At 64.8% G+C, this 17,233-nt stretch carries 14 protein-coding genes and 1 riboswitch; of the genes, 9 read left to right on the top strand and 5 right to left on the bottom strand.

Annotated features, from left to right (window positions below; all coding sequences use genetic code 11):
* Positions 1–190: 190 nt before the first annotated feature.
* Positions 191–454, bottom strand: coding sequence for a hypothetical protein (locus PG879_RS01430; RefSeq protein WP_039040440.1), 264 nt, complete (start codon positions 452–454; stop codon positions 191–193).
* Between the two features lie 140 nt (positions 455–594).
* On the opposite strand from PG879_RS01430, the gene PG879_RS01425 reads away from it, so the two are divergent.
* On the top strand, positions 595–1,116 hold the full coding sequence (locus PG879_RS01425; RefSeq protein ID WP_049637292.1) for a GNAT family N-acetyltransferase: 522 nt from the start codon (positions 595–597) through the stop codon (positions 1,114–1,116).
* Positions 1,117–1,217: 101 nt separating this feature from the next.
* Here PG879_RS01425 and PG879_RS01420 read toward each other — a convergent pair whose 3' ends face one another.
* Together PG879_RS01420 and PG879_RS01415 are read right to left on the bottom strand one after the other, a co-directional pair.
* Positions 1,218–1,394, bottom strand: coding sequence for a hypothetical protein (locus tag PG879_RS01420; RefSeq protein WP_010672653.1), 177 nt, complete (start codon positions 1,392–1,394; stop codon positions 1,218–1,220).
* A 471-nt stretch (positions 1,395–1,865) separates the two neighbouring features.
* Entirely contained in the window at positions 1,866–3,143 is a 1,278-nt protein-coding gene (locus tag PG879_RS01415; RefSeq protein WP_041214319.1) for a cation:proton antiporter, read from the bottom strand.
* 204 nt (positions 3,144–3,347) lie between these two features.
* Here PG879_RS01415 and metH point away from each other — a divergent pair, with 204 nt between their 5' ends.
* From metH to rimK, 3 genes are all read left to right on the top strand, one after another.
* Positions 3,348–7,043 (top strand): methionine synthase, encoded by a 3,696-nt coding sequence (metH, locus tag PG879_RS01410; protein ID WP_052815859.1) that lies wholly within the window; start codon positions 3,348–3,350, stop codon positions 7,041–7,043.
* Between the two features lie 67 nt (positions 7,044–7,110).
* Positions 7,111–8,178 (top strand): Gfo/Idh/MocA family oxidoreductase, encoded by a 1,068-nt coding sequence (locus PG879_RS01405; RefSeq protein WP_052815860.1) that lies wholly within the window; start codon positions 7,111–7,113, stop codon positions 8,176–8,178.
* Between the two features lie 192 nt (positions 8,179–8,370).
* The gene (gene rimK / locus PG879_RS01400; RefSeq protein WP_010672657.1) at positions 8,371–9,267 is read left to right on the top strand and encodes a 30S ribosomal protein S6--L-glutamate ligase; all 897 of its coding nucleotides are present in this window, start codon (positions 8,371–8,373) and stop codon (positions 9,265–9,267) included.
* A gap of 154 nt (positions 9,268–9,421) precedes the next feature.
* Here the strand turns inward: rimK and PG879_RS01395 are convergent, their stop codons facing one another.
* Both PG879_RS01395 and PG879_RS01390 read right to left on the bottom strand, forming a co-directional pair.
* A complete protein-coding gene (locus PG879_RS01395; protein WP_052815861.1) occupies positions 9,422–10,678 on the bottom strand; it encodes a sensor histidine kinase in 1,257 nt (418 codons plus the stop codon).
* Positions 10,675–11,343 (bottom strand): response regulator transcription factor, encoded by a 669-nt coding sequence (locus PG879_RS01390; protein WP_052815862.1) that lies wholly within the window; start codon positions 11,341–11,343, stop codon positions 10,675–10,677. Before PG879_RS01390 ends, PG879_RS01395 begins: the two co-directional genes overlap by 4 nt.
* 90 nt (positions 11,344–11,433) lie before the next feature.
* Between PG879_RS01390 and PG879_RS01385 the strand changes: the two genes are divergently transcribed.
* The 5 genes from PG879_RS01385 (at position 11,434) to PG879_RS01365 (ending at position 17,233) form a co-directional block, all read left to right on the top strand.
* A complete protein-coding gene (locus PG879_RS01385; protein WP_029313554.1) occupies positions 11,434–11,862 on the top strand; it encodes a hypothetical protein in 429 nt (142 codons plus the stop codon).
* 78 nt (positions 11,863–11,940) lie between these two features.
* A complete protein-coding gene (locus PG879_RS01380; protein WP_052815863.1) occupies positions 11,941–12,429 on the top strand; it encodes a hypothetical protein in 489 nt (162 codons plus the stop codon).
* Between the two features lie 62 nt (positions 12,430–12,491).
* Positions 12,492–12,605, top strand: a riboswitch (TPP riboswitch).
* 263 nt (positions 12,606–12,868) lie between these two features.
* Positions 12,869–14,860: a phosphomethylpyrimidine synthase ThiC gene (gene thiC / locus PG879_RS01375; RefSeq protein ID WP_052815864.1), complete on the top strand. Its 1,992-nt coding sequence runs from the start codon at positions 12,869–12,871 to the stop codon at positions 14,858–14,860.
* Entirely contained in the window at positions 14,857–16,464 is a 1,608-nt protein-coding gene (gene thiE / locus PG879_RS01370; protein WP_052815865.1) for a thiamine phosphate synthase, read from the top strand. Before thiC ends, thiE begins: the two co-directional genes overlap by 4 nt.
* Complete coding sequence (locus PG879_RS01365; RefSeq protein ID WP_052815866.1) at positions 16,454–17,233, top strand: HesA/MoeB/ThiF family protein; 780 nt, start codon at positions 16,454–16,456, stop codon at positions 17,231–17,233. Before thiE ends, PG879_RS01365 begins: the two co-directional genes overlap by 11 nt.

Genomic DNA, 17,233 nt, shown 5'->3' with positions numbered 1-17,233 from the left:
TGGAGGCGTGGTGCAATCAGGCCGCCCGATGAAGCAGGAACCCGGTACTGCGCGAGCAGCTATCACCCAGTAATGGGAATCCCCCTCCTGTGACGCGAAGCGCTAAGGTGGGGGAGGATGTCAAACTCCCGTCATTGGTGGTGGCAGTAATGATAATGGCTGGCGCCGGGGCTTGCCTAATCGGCCCGGGTCATTCGGCCCAGGGCATCTCGGGCAGGCTGTCGAGGAACTCGCCGTAACGGACGAGGTTGAAGGGGCCCTGTTCGGCCTCCATGGCCATGAGTTCGGCGCCCAGGGCGCAGGCGATGTATTGCAGCGCCTCTTCCCGCGGGGTGCCCTTCATCACCAGGCGCATCAGGGTGGCTTTCACCTGGAGGGGATGGCCGTCGGCGAGCTGGTTCTCCACCATCTCCAGCAGTGTCTCTTCATCAAAAAATTCGGGGGTATCGGTCATGGCCGTTCTCCTGCCTGTTCCATGGGGTGGGCAGTATAGCGGGGACGCGGCTCCCGGGGGCGAAAATATCGTCCGGGTCTTGCCAAGGAAGCGGGGCGGGAGCAGTCTTGGACACTCTCTCTGCCGAACGAGCCCATGTCATGATCCTCTCCGAGCGCCTGGAACTGCGCGAACTGACCGTTGTCGATGCCCCCTTCATTCTCGAACTGCTCAACGATGGTGATTTTCACCGCTACATCGGCGATCGCGGGGTGCGTACCCTGGCGGATGCCGAAAACTACATCCAGCAGGGGCCTGCGGTCAGTTATGCCCGCCACGGTCACGGACTCTATCTGGTGGTGCGGCGGGAAGACGGGGCCAGGCTCGGCATCTGCGGGCTCATCAAGCGCGATACCCTGCCCTGTGAAGACATCGGCTATGCCTTCCTGCCCGCCTGGCGCGGCCAGGGCTATGCCATCGAAGCCGCGCGGGCGGCCATGGCAGATGGCCGCGAACGGCTCGGCATCGAGCGGGTGGTCGCCATCGTCACTCCGGGCAATGAGCGCTCGGTCCGGCTACTCGCCAAGCTGGGGCTGAGTCAGGGCAAACGGGTCAGGCTGGGAGCCGGCGAGGAGGAGTGCCTGCTGCTGGAGGCGCCGGACAAGGAGACTTGCGGGGTCTAGCCACCGCTCGGGGAGCGGGGCCATGCAGACTATGACGTCAGGCAAGGAGGCCGCCGTGAGTTGCGGCCTGTCTGCATCGGGCGCTGCCTGGGCAGGCAAGGTCAGTTGAGCTCTTCGATGGAGAACTCGCCTGCGATGCCATCACAGGAGATGGCGAAGCCGCCGCTGAAGCGGGTGCTGAACTGGATCAGGAACGCATCGTCGTCGTGCTCTTGCACGGGCAGGTTGATGGGTTTGCTGCGACGCAGGGGTTTGCGGATCTGTACGTGTTTCATCATGGTATTTCTCTATATAAATTAAGTGTTTGCTCCTTGTATTGGCAAATGTCAGGTCAATGGGCGCGGTCAGCACGATGGCGGACGAGCGCGCAGGAATACCCAGCCCGGTTCAGGGGCGTCTGCACTTTCAAGGAAGGCGCCAAGGACCACGCGGATGCATGATGCTACTTGGGAGTGGGCAGATCGGGTCTGCACCGTGAGAGCCGGGCAACGCAGGCAGACAGCCTGAACGGTTCTCAAGGCGAGTAAATCAGAAGAAGGTTATGCGGGTACTGGCAGGATTCATCGTGAGGTGAAGCATTGCGAACATAATCAGGGCTGATTAACTAGCCGGCGCGCATTCTCTCCTCGAAATGTGTAAAAAGCAAACACTAATTGTGCGTTCACCCAGTCATTCCCTGTTTTTCTCTGCCACGGGGATGACAAAAGGGCTCCCTTGGGAGCCCTTTTCATTGCCGGTCAGGGACGGGCTCAGGCGTCGCCACAGGCCTTCTTGGCGGCGGTGATCATGGGGGTAATGGTCATGCCCTGTACCACGATGGAGAACATCACCACCGAGTAGGTCATCACCAGGATCACCTGGCGCAGATCGACGTTGTGTTCCGGGATCATCATGACACCGGATGGCAGTGCCAGGGCCATGGCCATGGCCAGACCGCCACGCAGGCCGCCCCAGGTGAGGATGCGCACCGAGAAGGTGTTGTAGCTGCGGAACTTGCGGAACGTCACATAGGGCAGGGAGACGCTGATGAAGCGGGCAGCCAGGCAGAGCGGCACCGCGATGACCAGCAGGATCCAGTCGCGCCAGTCGAGGTCCAGCAGCACCAGTGCCAGACCGATCAGCAGGAACAGCAGGGCGTTGAGGAACTGATCCATCAACTCCCAGAAGTGATCCAGGTGGTGCTGGCTCTGCTCGGAGAAGCCGGAATGACGGGTCCAGTTGCCGATCATGATGCCGGTCACCACCATGGCCAGGGCGCCGGAGACGCCGATCATGTTGGCGAAGGCGAAGCCCGCGGTCGGGATGCAGAGGGTCAGCAGCAGCTCCAGGGAGCCGTCGTCGGTGGCGCTGATCATCACGTGGGCGATGAGACCCAGCACGGCCCCGAACAGGATGCCGCCGAGAGCCTCATGCAGGAACAGACCGGCCACGCTGCCGAAGGTGGGCTCCACGCCGCCAAAGGCCACGGCAAACACGGTGGCGAAGATGACCAGACCGACACCGTCGTTGAACAGGGATTCCCCCTCGATCTGGATGGCGATCTGGGGTGGCGCCTTCATCTTTTTGACGATGGCCAGTACGGCAATCGGGTCAGTGGGGGAGATCAGGGCACCGAACAACATGCAGTAGACCAGCGGCACATCCCAGCCCAGCAGCTTGGCGATGAACCAGAAGCCGTAGCCGATGAGGAAGGTGGAGAGCAGGGTGGCGGCTATGGCCAGAATGGTGATTTCCCACTTCTGGCTACGCAACGCCTTGAGGTTGATGCCAAGGCCGCCGGCGAACAGCAGGAAGCCCAGGATCCCCTTCAACAGGAAGTTCTGGAAGTCGATGCTCTCCATGGTCTTGATGGCGAGAGGCTCCAGATTGAACCAACCCAGTTTGCCAAACAGCACCAGCAGCGCGGAGATCAGCATGGAGCCCGCAGTGATGGCGATGGTGGTCTGGATCTTCACAACATACTGGTTGGCAAAGGCGATGAAGATCGCCAACGCTGCCAGGAAGCAGAGTGTGTAGTAGACGCTCATAGTTATTTTTCTCTTTGGTAAACAGCAAGCACGTATCCCTCTTGAGGACGGGCATAGGGTACTCCCGGGTTAGATCATGCTCATTACCTATTTATGGTTATATTTAATCGTCACCACGGACAGATAGACGGCTAGATTTCCATTTAATTTGATTGCTGCTAGGATGGGCATCACGCAGTTGCATGGATGTAAGGGGTACGAGCGGTGTCGAGCAGAGAGTCGAACAAGAAAGCGGATGTCACAACCAGGCTGGAAGCCTGTCTCAAGGAGCGGATCCTGATCATCGACGGGGCCATGGGCACCATGATCCAGGGTTACAAACTCGGTGAGGCGGACTATCGGGGGGAGCGGTTTGCCGACTGGCATACCGACATCAAGGGCAACAACGACCTGCTGGTGTTGAGCCGTCCCGCCGTCATTCGCGAGATCCACGACCAGTATTGTGCCGCCGGGGCCGACATCCTCGAGACCAACACCTTCAACGCCACCCGCATCGCCATGGCGGACTACGAGATGGAAGCGCTCTCGGCCGAGATAAACCGGGAGGCGGCCCGCCTGGCCCGCGCCGTGGCGGACGAGTGGACCGCCAAGGACCCGGCGAAACCGCGCTTTGTGGCAGGGGTACTGGGCCCCACCAACCGTACCGCCTCCATCTCGCCGGACGTGAACGATCCGGGCAAGCGCAACGTCACCTATGACGAGCTGGTGGCCGCCTACACCGAATCGACCCACGCCCTCATCGAGGGCGGTGCCGACATCATCCTGATCGAGACCATCTTCGACACCCTCAACGCCAAGGCGGCCGCCTTCGCGGTGGACCTGGTGTTCGAGGAGCTGGGTTACAGCCTGCCGGTGATGATCTCCGGCACCATCACGGACGCCTCCGGTCGTACCCTCTCGGGCCAGACCACCGAGGCCTTCTACCACTCCCTTCGCCACGTCAAACCGGTCTCCTTCGGCCTCAACTGTGCGCTGGGGCCGGACGAGCTGCGCCAGTACGTGGAGGAGCTGTCCCGCATCAGCGAGACCCATGTCAGCGCCCACCCCAATGCCGGTCTGCCCAATGCGTTTGGCGAGTACGATCTGGACGCGGTCGAGATGGCGGAGCATATCCGCGAGTGGGCCCAAAGCGGCTTTCTCAACCTGGTGGGCGGCTGCTGCGGCACCACCCCGACCCACATCCGCGCCATGGCGGACGCCGTGGCGGGCATCAAGCCCCGCGCCCTGCCGGATCTGCCGGTAGCCTGCCGGTTGTCGGGCCTGGAGCCTCTCATCATCACGGCGGACTCCATGTTCGTGAACGTGGGTGAGCGGACCAACGTCACCGGTTCGGCCAAGTTCAAGCGCTTGATAAAAGAGGGGCTCTACGACGAGGCCCTGGATGTGGCCAAGCAGCAGGTGGAAAACGGCGCCCAGATCATCGACATCAACATGGATGAGGGGATGCTGGACGCCGAGGCGGCCATGGTGCGCTTCCTGAACCTCATCGCCGGGGAACCGGATATCGCCCGGGTGCCGGTGATGATCGACTCCTCCAAGTGGGAGGTGCTGGAGGCGGGCCTCAAGTGCGTGCAGGGCAAGCCGGTGGTCAACTCCATCTCCATGAAGGAGGGGGAGGACAAATTCATCGAGCAGGCGAAACTGCTGCGTCGCTACGGCGCCGCCGTCATCGTCATGGCGTTCGACGAGGTGGGCCAGGCTGATACCCGTGCCCGCAAGTTCGAGATCTGCCAGCGCGCCTACCGCATTCTGGTGGACCGCGTCGGCTTCCCGCCGGAAGACATCATCTTCGACCCCAACATCTTCGCGGTGGCGACCGGCATCGACGAGCACAACAACTACGCGGTGGACTTCATCGAGGCGGTGAAGGACATCAAAACGCACCTGCCCCACGCCATGATCTCCGGCGGCGTCTCCAACGTCTCCTTCTCCTTCCGTGGCAACGAGCCGGTGCGCGAAGCCATCCACGCTGTCTTCCTCTACCACGCCATCAGGAACGGCATGGACATGGGGATCGTCAACGCGGGCCAGCTTGCCATCTACGAAGACATCCCGGCCGAGCTCAAAGAGAAGGTCGAGGCGGTAGTGCTGAACCTCAACGACAACGCCACCGAGGCGCTGCTGGCCATCGCCGAGAAGTATCGCGGCGCGGGTGCCCAGGCGGAGGATCCGCGGGATCAGGAGTGGCGCAGCTGGCCGGTGGGCAAGCGGCTCGAACACGCCCTGGTCAAGGGGATCACTGATTTCATCGAGGAGGACACCGAGGAGGCGCGCGCCCAAGCCGAGAAGCCGCTGCACGTCATCGAGGGGCCGCTGATGGACGGCATGAACGTGGTGGGCGATCTGTTCGGCGCCGGCAAGATGTTCCTGCCCCAGGTGGTGAAGTCGGCCCGGGTGATGAAGCGGGCGGTGGCCTACCTGCAACCCTACATCGAGGCGGAGAAGTCCGGCGGTTCCAGCAACGGCAAAATCGTGCTGGCCACCGTCAAGGGCGACGTGCACGACATCGGCAAGAACATCGTCGGGGTGGTGCTCCAGTGCAACAACTTCGAGATCGTGGATCTCGGGGTCATGGTCTCCTGCGAGACTATCCTCAAGACGGCCCGGGAAGTGAACGCCGACATCATCGGCCTGTCGGGCCTCATCACTCCGTCCCTGGACGAGATGGTGCATGTAGCAAAGGAGATGGAGCGTCAGGGGTTCAAGCTGCCGCTGCTCATCGGCGGTGCCACCACTTCCAAGGCCCACACCGCGGTGAAGATAGAGCAGAACTACTCCGAGCCCGTGGTCTATGTCTCCAACGCCTCCCGCGCCGTGGGGGTGGCCCAGAGCCTGCTGAGCCCGGAGCTCAAGCCCGCCTTCGTCGCCCGCATCGACAAGGAGTACGAGATTGCCCGGGATCAGCATGCCCGCAAGCAGCCGCGCTCCAAGCCGGTCAGCCTGGCCCATGCCCGGGCCAACCGCCATCAGCTGGACTGGGTGGGCTATGAGCCCCCGGCGCCCCGGGAGCCCGGCGTACAGAAGTTCGAAAACGTGCCCATCTCGGTGCTGCGCCCCTACATCGACTGGACGCCGTTCTTCCTGAGCTGGGAGCTGGCGGGCAAGTTCCCCCGCATTCTGGAGGATGAAGTCGTGGGGGAGGAGGCGACGCGCCTCTACGCCGACGCCAACGCCATGCTGGACCAGCTGGAGAAGGATCAGAGCGTGCGCTGCGCCGGCATTGTCGGCCTGTTCCCCGCCAACGCCGTGGGGGACAGCATCGAGGTCTACACCGACGAGACCCGCACCCAGGTGCGCAAGGTGCTGCACCACCTGCGCCAGCAGAGCGAGAAGCAGGGCTTCCCCAACTACTGTCTGGCGGACTATGTGGCGCCGAAGGAGAGCGGCAAGCCCGACTGGATCGGCGCCTTCGCGGTGACCGGCGGCATCGGCGAGGAGGCCATCGCCAAGGCCTACAAGGCGGACCACGACGACTACAACGCCATTCTCATCCAGGCGGTGTGCGATCGCCTCGCCGAGGCCTTTGCCGAATACCTCCACGAGCAGGTGCGCAAAGTGCACTGGGGCTATGCCCCGGACGAGGCACTCAGCAACGAGGAACTGATTCGCGAAAATTATCAGGGGATACGTCCGGCGCCGGGCTACCCGGCCTGCCCGGAGCACACCGAGAAGGGGAGCATCTGGGAGCTGCTGGACGTGGAACAGGCCATCGGCATGCAGCTCACCGAGTCCTACGCCATGTGGCCGGGGGCGGCGGTATCCGGCTGGTACTTCTCCCACCCTGAGAGCAAATACTTCGCGGTGGCCCAGATCCAGCAGGATCAGGTGGAAGACTACGCCCAGCGCAAGGGGATGACCCTGGCAGAGGCCGAACGCTGGCTGGGACCCAACCTGCACTGATCCCCGTCTGCCTCGCCTCACGCGGTGCGGGGCAGACGCCGGGTACGCACGCCATATCGAGGTTGCCATGAAGATTGGATTTGTCGGTCTGGGGGCTGTGGTGCAGACAGCCTATCTGCCTGCACTCGCAGCCCTGGCCGAAAATACCGAGATATGGGGCTTTGATCCCGCCATCACCCTGCCCGGCGTCATGTCTGCGCCGACCCTGGAAGCCCTGCTGGCCAAACCCCTGGATCGGCTGGTGATCGCCACCCCTTCCCTGCTGCATCTGCCCGTGTTGGAGCAGGCACTGGCCAGCGCCATTCCCCTCATCCTGGTGGAGAAACCCGTGGTGGCCACCCTGGCCCAGCACGATCGCCTGCACGCCCTGCTGGCGGACCCCGAGGTCGCAGCCAGGGTGCTGGCGCTGGATCACTGGATGGCCCGCAATGCCATCCAGCAGTTGCTGCTGAGCGGCAAACTGGATGAAGGCTGGCAGCCTCGGGCACCAGGCTTCGCCGGGGTCGGGCTGGCCACCCTCGCCGATATCAGCGCGGTGGAGGGCTTTTTGCTGGAACCCTGCGGCCTGGACGAGACGGGGCATCCCTGTGCCCTCAACTTCGCCACCGGGGAGCCGGATCGGCGGGTCCTGCGCCATCCAGACGGGGTGATCCTCGACATCGGCACCCATCTGCTGGCGATGATCCGGGAACTGCTGGTGGCCCTGGGTGGAGACGACCGCCTGCACCTGATCGCGGAGGACGTCTGCGACCGGCTGGGGCAGCCCATCCGGCGCGGGGATCTGGAGACCGCCGAGGGGCGAGCCTGCCTGCGCGGCGAGGCGGCAGGGGTGCCCCTGACCCTCTGGCTCGACAAGTATGCCGGTCCCGGGGTGGAGAAGAAGGGGCTTTGCCTGCACTTCAAGGACGGGCGGCGCATCGAGCTGCTTCGCCGCGGCAACCTGGAGTGGCTGCACCATCACGACGTCGACGGGATGCGGGGCTGGCAACATGAGGGACCCCTCTATCGCCACTGCATCGCCCAGACCCTGCTGGCCCCCGTGCCTTTGGGAGGCTGGGCCGGCACCACGGCGCGCCGTTTGCAGGAGGTCGCCCTGCTGCTTGAGTTGCAGCAAGGGCTGCGCGGCCCCCATTGACGTCGCTGTGGGCCATCGGGCATGAGGGCTGGTGGCTGGCGCCGTCTTGCAGAACGGTCTGTTCTTGAGTGCGGCACTCTCGGTTTTTGCCTGTTCTTGCAGAACCGCGCATGGTGAGGGGAAAGGATTGGCGTTGCCAGTCGTTCATGGCACCTTATACTCTCCAGTCCGATTATCAGGTCTGCCATTTCCATGAATATTGCCATTTTATCCCGTGAGCCCAACAACTACTCCACCCGCCGTCTGGTCGAGGTGGCCCGGGCCCGTGGGCATCAGGTCGAGGTGCTCGACACCCTGCGCTGCTACATGAACATCGCCTCCCACAGCCCCTCCATCCATTACGAAGGACGGGAGCTGGAGAGCTATGACGCCGTGATCCCGCGCATCGGTGCCAGCATCACCTTCTATGGCACCGCCGTGCTGCGCCAGTTCGAGATGATGAGCACCATGGCTCTCAACAGCTCGGTGGCCATCTCCCGCTCCCGGGACAAGCTGCGAGCCATGCAGCTGCTCTCCCGTCACGGCATCGGCCTGCCGGTGACCGGCTATGCCCACAGCACCCACGACGTACCGGATCTCATCACCATGGTGGGGGGCGCCCCCCTGGTGGTGAAGCTGCTGGAGGGCACCCAGGGGATTGGCGTGGTGCTGTGCGAAACCCAGAAGGCCGCGGAGAGCGTCATCGAGGCCTTTATCCAGACCAACAACAACATCCTGGTGCAGGAGTACATCCGCGAGGCCAACGGCGCCGACATCCGCTGCCTGGTGGTCAACGGCAAGGTGGTGGCCGCCATGCGCCGCCAGGCCCAGCCGGGGGAGTTTCGCTCCAACCTGCACCGGGGTGGCACAGCCGAAGCCATCAAGATCACGCCGGAAGAGCGTGCCACCGCCGTGCAGGCCGCCAAGATCATGGGGCTGGACGTGGCCGGGGTGGACATCCTGCGTAGCGCCCGCGGCCCGCTGGTGCTGGAGGTGAACTCCTCCCCCGGTCTGCAGGGGGTGGAAGCCGCCTCCGGCAAGGACGTGGCGGGCAAGATCATCGAGTTCCTCGAGCTCAAGGCGAGCCGCAAGCACAAGCCGGCGGAATGAGTCCCAAACGAGTGTCAGACAGGTAAACACAGGGCGCCCTCGGGCGCCTTGTTGCTATCTGGGGGGTGGGCTGGAAGGCTGCGGGCTTGCCGGGAAGTGTCTCCCTTCTCCCACAGTGTTGAACAGCCGGGAAGAAGGGCCGGGAATCAGGGGGTTATGCCGCCCCGGGGGCGCCGGGGATCATCACCAGCCGGGCGCTGAAGACCCCCTCCACCAGATGGGTCTCAATCTGCCAGCCCAGCTTCTCGCAGATGCGCTGGATGATGGTGAGACCGCAGCCGTAGCCGAGGATCTGATCCGGCGCGGCGGCGGTGGGGTTGCTGATGGTGAGCACCTGCTCGTGCAGGGTGATCTCGATGTGCCCCTCGGCGTAGCTCAGGGCGTTTTTCAAGAGGTTGCCGAGGGCGATGGCGAGCAGGGAGAGGGGGGCCTGCACCTCGCTCTCCTCGTCCAGTTGCAGGCGAATGTCCAGCGTCTCCCGTTGCAGCAGGGGAGCGAGGCGGGTCAGCTCCCGGCGAATGAGCGGCGCCACCTGCTGGGGCGGGCGCTCCACGGCCTCCTTGCGTCCCAGCAGCAGGAAGGTTTCGGTGAGCAGGGCCATCTCGTCGGCGGCGGCGCGGATGCGGCTGACGGCGCGGGCTGCCGGGGCGGGCAGGTCATTCACCTTGCCGAGCAGGGCCGCGGATCCCTGGATCACCATGTTGGGGGTGCGCAGCTCGTGGCTGGCAAAGCGGCTGAACTCCTGTTCACGGGCAAACACGGCGGCTACCTCGTGCTTGCCCGCCAGCAGCGCCTGCTCTATCTCTCGCAGCTCCTGCCAGGGGGCATCGGGCACGAAGTCCCCCTGATCCGGGGTCAGGTGGGCGACCCGCTGGCGCAGCCGCTCCAGCGGCCTGGTGATGTGACGCACCAGCCAGATGCCGAAGGCGAGGCTCCCCAGCAGCAGGGCCAGGCCGATGAGGCGGGTCACCAGATGCAGCTTGGCTTCGTAAGGGTCGAGGTAGTCGTCCGCATCGTCGTTGAACACCAGATAGAGCAGCCCCTGACCCGAGGGGTGGGCGCGTACCAGGAAGTGCTTGTCCTCCCGGCCCAGCTGATGCTCGAAGAAGCCGGAGCTCTGGTAGGCCTTGAGCCAGGCGGGCAGGCGGCCCGCCTCTGTCCAGTAGCTGGAGAACTGGCGCGGACTGGGGGCGGGGGCCGCCATCCCGAGGCGCAACCAGTCGTCGTCATAGCGGGTTGCCTCCGCCTCCAGCCAGTGGCGCAGGCTCAGCTCCTCCATCTTGTTCTCGGCCACCACTATCAGCAGGCTCAGGATCACCAGCAGCAGCAGACCGGCCCCTCCCAGCGCCAGCACCAGGCGCCGGCGCAGGCTCGGCAGGCCGGAGGCAAGGGGCGGCGTCGGGTTCGTCATGGGGTCACCAGCCGGTAGCCCTGGCCGTGCAGGGTCTCCAGCATGGGGGTGGGGAAGGGCTTGTCGAGGGCGCTGCGCAGGGCATAGATGTGGCTGCGCAGGGCGTCGGAGTCGGGCTCCTCGTCGCCCCAGACGGTGTCGAGCACCTCCTGGCGCGTCACCAGCTGGGGCGCGCGCTTCACCAGCAGGGTGAGGATCTGGAACGGGATCTTGCCGAGCTTGAGCTCCACCCCGGCGCGGGTGGTGCGGCCGCTGGCGGGATCCACCGTCAGATCGCCAAAGCAGAGCACGCCCATGTCCCCTCTGGGGCCACGCAGGCTGAGGGCCTCCAGGCGCACCTCCAGCTCCTCCATGGCGAACGGCTTGACCAGATAGTCGTCGCCCCCCGCCCGAAAGCCTGCCAGCTTGTCCTCCAGGCTGTCACGGGCGGTGAGAAAGAGCACCGGGGTCGCGATGCCGTCCGCACGCAGCCGCTCCACGGTACGCAGGCCGTCGAGGCGCGGCATCATGACGTCCATGATGATGACGTCGAAGCGCTCCTGGGCCAGCAGTTGCAGCGCGGCCTGGCCATGATAGGCGCAGTCCACCCTGTGCCCGGCCAGCGCCAGATAGTCCATGATGGTCTCCGCCACCTGGGGACTGTCTTCCACCACCAGTATTTTCATGCTCTGATCTCCTGGTCTGTGCCGCTATTTCACGGCCATTTCACACCGGATGGGTCATCCTGTGTGCCAGTGTAACCCCGAGGATCCCCGATGAAGAAGTCTCTCTGCGCCTTCTGGTTATTGATTCTATTGCCTTTTGGTCTGGTGCAGGCGGCCGAGTTCAAGCTCACGGGCCGCACCACCTGGCAGCTTGGCCAGTTGATGGTCAATGGCATTCCCTTCGTGATCGATGAGCGCACCCGCTTCAAGGATGGCTTGGATGAGGACGATCTCGGCGGGACCTGGGTCGATCTGGAAGGGGTCGTGCAGGAGACGGCGGCAGGGGCGCGGCGGCTCGTTCGCGAGGTGGAGGCGCTGGAAGAGGAGGACGAGATGGAACTGGAAGGGCCGGTGGAAGGGGGACGGATCTGGGGTTATGTCACCTCGGATGGGAGCCTCTCCCCGTTCGAGGGACGCTGGCTGGAGCTGGAGTGCAAGTTTGACGGCATGCGCCTGAGCCAGTGCCGGGAGGATGACTGACCGGTCAGGGCGGACCGGGAAAAATTGCCCGTCCGGGGCCATAGTTAAACCTCACCCCGTGACCCCGGACCGCCTGCCATGACCCGAACCGCACTCTGCCTGCTGCTGTTGCCCTTCTGCACCCTTGCCGACGACGCCGAGCTCTGGCTGGTGGAGCTGGAGCACAACGACGGGGTGCGCCTGCAATTCCAGGGGGCTGAGCTGGAGCTCGGCAGTGCCGAACTGCACGGCGTGGCGCAGCCGGACGGACTCGTGCCCGGCATGCACCTCGCGATCCAGAGCCGCTACGGCGTCGCCGAGACGATCCGGGTGCTCGACGGGGCGCCGGATCCGGCGCTCGGGGCCAACTGGCGGCGGGCGGAGGATCGACTGCTCACCCACAATCAGCAGGCATTGCTGCTACAGGAACTCGGCGTGCTGGTGTTTGATGCTGACACTCGCTGGATCAACGGCAGCGCTGCCGATTTGCAACCGGGTCGCCGCCTGGTGCTGAGCCGGGATGAAGAGGGCCGCCTCACCGATATCCTCATTCCCGACCCCGAGGATCCCCTCGACGCCGAAGAGTGAGACCTCTCTCCCTTTCCCCTTGTTAATGGCTTGTACTTTAAATTTCCCCACTTATACTGGCGCACATCTTGTCGGAGTGCTGACCGTCGAACGACGCTAAGCTGAGACCGTTAATTCGGGATCCGTGGAACCTGATCAGGTTAAGACCTGCGAAGGGAAACAAGGGTAACTTGCGGGTTACCGCGCTAGGGAAGGCACACCTTCCCGCCAGCTGGAGGCAGACCGCCTCTGGCTGGCACAGGCGCACAGGGGGAGGTTGTCCCGTCCGGTTGTCCTTAGGGCGCCGGGTTTCCAGACTAGGGAAACAACGGGACGGCAGAGCAGGGAAGATCCATGCCCGGCTCACTCCCCCGAGCACACCCCGCCGCAAGTTCATCTTCTCCTCGAACTCCAGACAAGCAAACACCCATAACTTCAACCAGTTAATGTGAGTTTTGCTATGTCTACCAATGTATCTGATACCACCAAATCCAGCCGCCGCGAGCAGCGCTCCAGCGCCCAGACCTTTATCGACAACCTCAAGGGGATGGCGCACCCCAACTCCCGCCGCATCTTTATCCAGGGTTCTCGCCCTGACATCCGGGTGCCACTGCGGGAAATCCAGCTGGCCGACACCTTCGTCGGCGGCACCAAGGACGCTCCCCAGTTCGAGCCCAACGAGCCGGTGCCGGTTTACGATACCTCGGGCCCCTATGGGGAAGAGGCCGCCCCCATCGACGTGCGCCGCGGTCTGCCGCGTCTGCGGGAGAACTGGGTGCTGGAGCGCGATGACACCGACGCGCTGGACGGGCTGAGCTCCACCTTCACTCAGGAGCGGCTGGCGGACGAGGGGCTGGATCACCTGCGCTTCGAACATCTGCCGAGCGCCCGCCGTGCCAAGCCGGGCCGCCGGGTCACCCAGCTGCACTATGCCCGCCAAGGCATCGTCACTCCCGAGATGGAATTTATCGCCCTGCGCGAGAACATGGGCCGCGAGCGGGTGCGCTCAGAACTCCTGCGCACCCAGCACCCGGGTCAGGGCTTTGGCGCCAGACTGCCCCAGAACATCACCCCCGAGTTCGTGCGCGATGAGGTGGCCGCCGGTCGCGCCATCATCCCCAGCAACATCAACCACCCGGAAGCGGAGCCCATGATCATCGGCCGCAACTTCCTGGTGAAGATCAACGCCAACATCGGCAACTCGGCGGTCACTTCCAGCATCGAAGAGGAAGTGGAGAAGCTGGTCTGGTCCACCCGCTGGGGTGCCGACACCGTGATGGATCTCTCCACCGGCCGCTACATCCACGAGACCCGCGAGTGGATCCTGCGCAACAGCCCGGTGCCCATCGGTACCGTGCCCATCTACCAGGCGCTGGAGAAGACCAACGGCATCGCCGAAGACCTCACCTGGGAGCTGTTCCGCGACACCCTGCTGGAACAGGCCGAGCAGGGGGTGGACTACTTCACCATCCACGCCGGCGTCTTGCTGCGCTTCGTGCCGATGACTGCCAAGCGCCTCACCGGCATCGTGTCGCGTGGTGGCAGCATCATGGCCAAGTGGTGCCTGTCGCACCACAAGGAGAACTTCCTCTACGAGCACTTCCGCGAGATCTGCGAGATCTGCGCCGCCTATGACGTCAGTCTGTCGCTGGGTGACGGTCTGCGTCCGGGCTCCGTCTATGACGCCAACGACGAGGCCCAGTTCGCCGAGCTGCGCACCCTGGGCGAGCTCACCAAGATTGCCTGGGAATACGACGTGCAGGTGATGATCGAGGGCCCCGGCCACGTACCCATGCACATGATCGAGCGCAATATGACCGAGCAGCTCGAGCACTGCCACGAGGCGCCGTTCTATACCCTGGGCCCGCTCACCACCGACATTGCACCGGGGTACGATCACTTCACCTCCGGCATCGGCGCCGCGCTCATCGGCTGGTACGGCTGCGCCATGCTCTGCTACGTGACCCCCAAGGAGCACCTGGGCCTGCCCAACAAGGAGGACGTGAAGCAGGGGCTCATTACCTACAAGATCGCCGCCCACGCTGCTGACCTTGCCAAGGGCCACCCGGGCGCCCAGATCCGCGACAACGCCATGTCCAAGGCGCGCTTCGAGTTCCGCTGGGAGGATCAATTCAACCTGGCCCTGGATCCCGACACCGCCCGCGCCTACCACGACGAGACCCTGCCTCAGGAGTCCGGCAAAGTGGCACACTTCTGCTCCATGTGCGGGCCCAAGTTCTGCTCCATGAAGATCACCCAGGACGTGCGCGACTACGCCGCCAAGCTGGAAGCCGTAGAGATAAAGCTGGTCGGCATGGACGGTCAGCAGGAGCGGGTGGTGGCCGAGGTGGAGAGCGGCATGGCCCGCATGGCTGAAACCTTCAAGGAGACCGGCGGCGAGATCTACCATCAGGCGGCGACCCTGAAGCAGGCCGCAGGGGAGGAGGCGTGAGCTGCGAGCGCGGGGCTGTCAGCCCCGCCGACCTGTCCGCCGTGACGCAGGCCCGCCCCGTGGTCTGGACCATCGCCGGGTCCGACTCCGGCGGCGGGGCCGGCATTCAGGCCGACTTGCACACAATGCATGACCTCGGCGTGCACGGCTGCTCTGTCATCTCCGCCATCACCGCCCAGAACTCGGTGGCGGTGAAGATGGTCGACCCCGTGCTGATGCAGACCTTCGCCGCCCAGATCGATGCCCTGGGGCTGGATCTGCCACCCGCCGCCATCAAGATAGGCCTGCTGCCGACCCGGCTGCATGTGGAGGTGCTGGCACGCAGGTTGTCGACCGTCGAGGCTCCCTTCGTGGTCTACGACCCGGTGGCCATCGCCAGCACCGGCACCCCCATGGCGGAGCCCGGCATGCTGGTGGCGGTGCGCGAGCACCTGCTGCCGCGCCTCTCCTTGATCACCCCCAATGGTCCCGAGCTGGAAGCCCTGACCGGCCTGCCCGCCACCAGTCCCGAGCTGGTGCGCCTCGCCGCCCGGCGGCTGCGCGAACTCGGCGCTCGCGCCGTGCTGGTCAAGGGGGGCCACCTTGAATGGGGCGGGGATCTCTGCCTCGACTACTACCAGGATGAGACCCGCGAATTCTGGCTCGCCGCGCCGCGCCTCGATACCCGCCACGGTCACGGCACCGGTTGCGCTTACGCCAGCGCCATCGCCGCCGTGGTGGCGCAGGACTATCCGGTGGAGGACGCCATCACCCTGGCGCGCGCCTACCTGCAACAGGGCTTGGCGGCGGCGCAAGGGGTGGGGGCCGGCCCCGGCCCCATCGCCCATCTCGGCTGGCCTGCTGATCTTGCCCACTTCCCCCGTGCCGTGCTGGCGGGATCGCCGCTCGATCGCCGCTTCGGACTTTATGACGCGAGCAGCGCCCGTCTGCCGCAGGGCCCCTTCGCGCCGACCGAACACCACCTCGGCCTCTATCCGGTGGTGGATTCGGTCAAGTGGCTCAAGCGTCTGCTGGGGGCCGGGGTCAAGACCATCCAGCTACGGATCAAGAATCTGCCCGCCACAGAGGTGGCGCCGGCCATTCGTGATGCGGTCGCGCTCGGTCGCCGCCATGGGGCGCGGCTCTTTATCAACGACTACTGGCAGCAGGCCATCGAGGCGGGGGCCTGGGGCGTGCATCTGGGGCAGGAGGATATGGAGACCGCCGATCTCGCCGCCATTCAGGCGGCGGGGCTGCGCCTTGGCATCTCCACCCACGGCTACTTCGAGCTGATGCGGGCCCGCGAGCTTGCCCCCTCCTATATCGCGCTCGGCCATATCTTCCCGACCAACACCAAAGCGATGCCTTCGCGCCCCCAGGGGCTGGCGCGGCTGCACCACTACCGCGCCCTGATGGCGCAGTGGCCCACGGTGGCCATCGGTGGCATCAGCGAGGAGCGGGTGGCGGCGGTCAAGGCAAGCGGGGTCGGCAGCATTGCGCTGGTCTCGGCCATCACGGCGAGCGATGACTGGCAGGGCGCGACCGAGCGGCTGCTCGCTGCCGTGGGGGCGGGGGATGAACCGCGCTCGGCCTGCGTGATACGGGAGGCAGAACATGCGCTCTGATGCCGCTTCTCTCAGTGACAAAGAGTATCTGCGATACGGCCGCCAGCTGATGCTGGCGGAAGTGGGGGAAGCAGGTCAGGCGCGGCTGAAAGATAAATCCGTGCTGATCGTGGGCCTCGGCGGGCTCGGCTCGCCGCTCGCCCTCTATCTGGCCGGCGCCGGGGTGGGCACCTTGTGGCTGGCCGATGGCGACACGGTGGATTCCAGCAACCTGCCGCGCCAGATCCTGTTCGATAGCGAGGCGGTCAACCACTCCAAGGCGGAGCTGGCCCGCGAGCGCTTGGCGGCCCACAACCCGCTGGTGGAGCTGATTGCCATCAATCAGCGACTCGATGCCGCCAGCCTGCCGGGGTTTGTGACCGAGGTGGATCTGGTGATCGACTGCTGCGACAACCTCGCCACCCGCCAGGCCATCAACGCCGCCTGCGTGGCCCAGGGCAAGCCCTGGGTCTGTGCCGCCGCAGTGGGCTGGCAGGGGCAGCTGATGGTGCGCACCAGCAGCGATCACGCCTGCTACGCCTGCCTCTATCCGCTGGATACCAAGGTGAGTCAGAGCTGCGAGACCAGCGGTGTCACCGGCCCGCTGGTCGGGGTGATGGGCTCTTTGCAGGCGCTGGAGGCACTGAAACTGCTGCTCGGGATGCCGAGCCCGGTGGCGGGCACATTGCGCCGGTTCGATGCGTTGACCCATCAGTGGCAGACCCTCACGCTGGCTCCCGACCCCGATTGCCCGGTCTGCGGCAGCACCCACCCGGCTCAGGAGAATTAA

The sequence above is a fragment of the Aeromonas sp. QDB63 genome (genome assembly GCF_027707425.1).
GTDB classification, from domain to species: Bacteria; Pseudomonadota; Gammaproteobacteria; order Enterobacterales; family Aeromonadaceae; genus Aeromonas; species Aeromonas caviae.
This window is presented reverse-complemented; position numbering and strand designations above follow the sequence as displayed.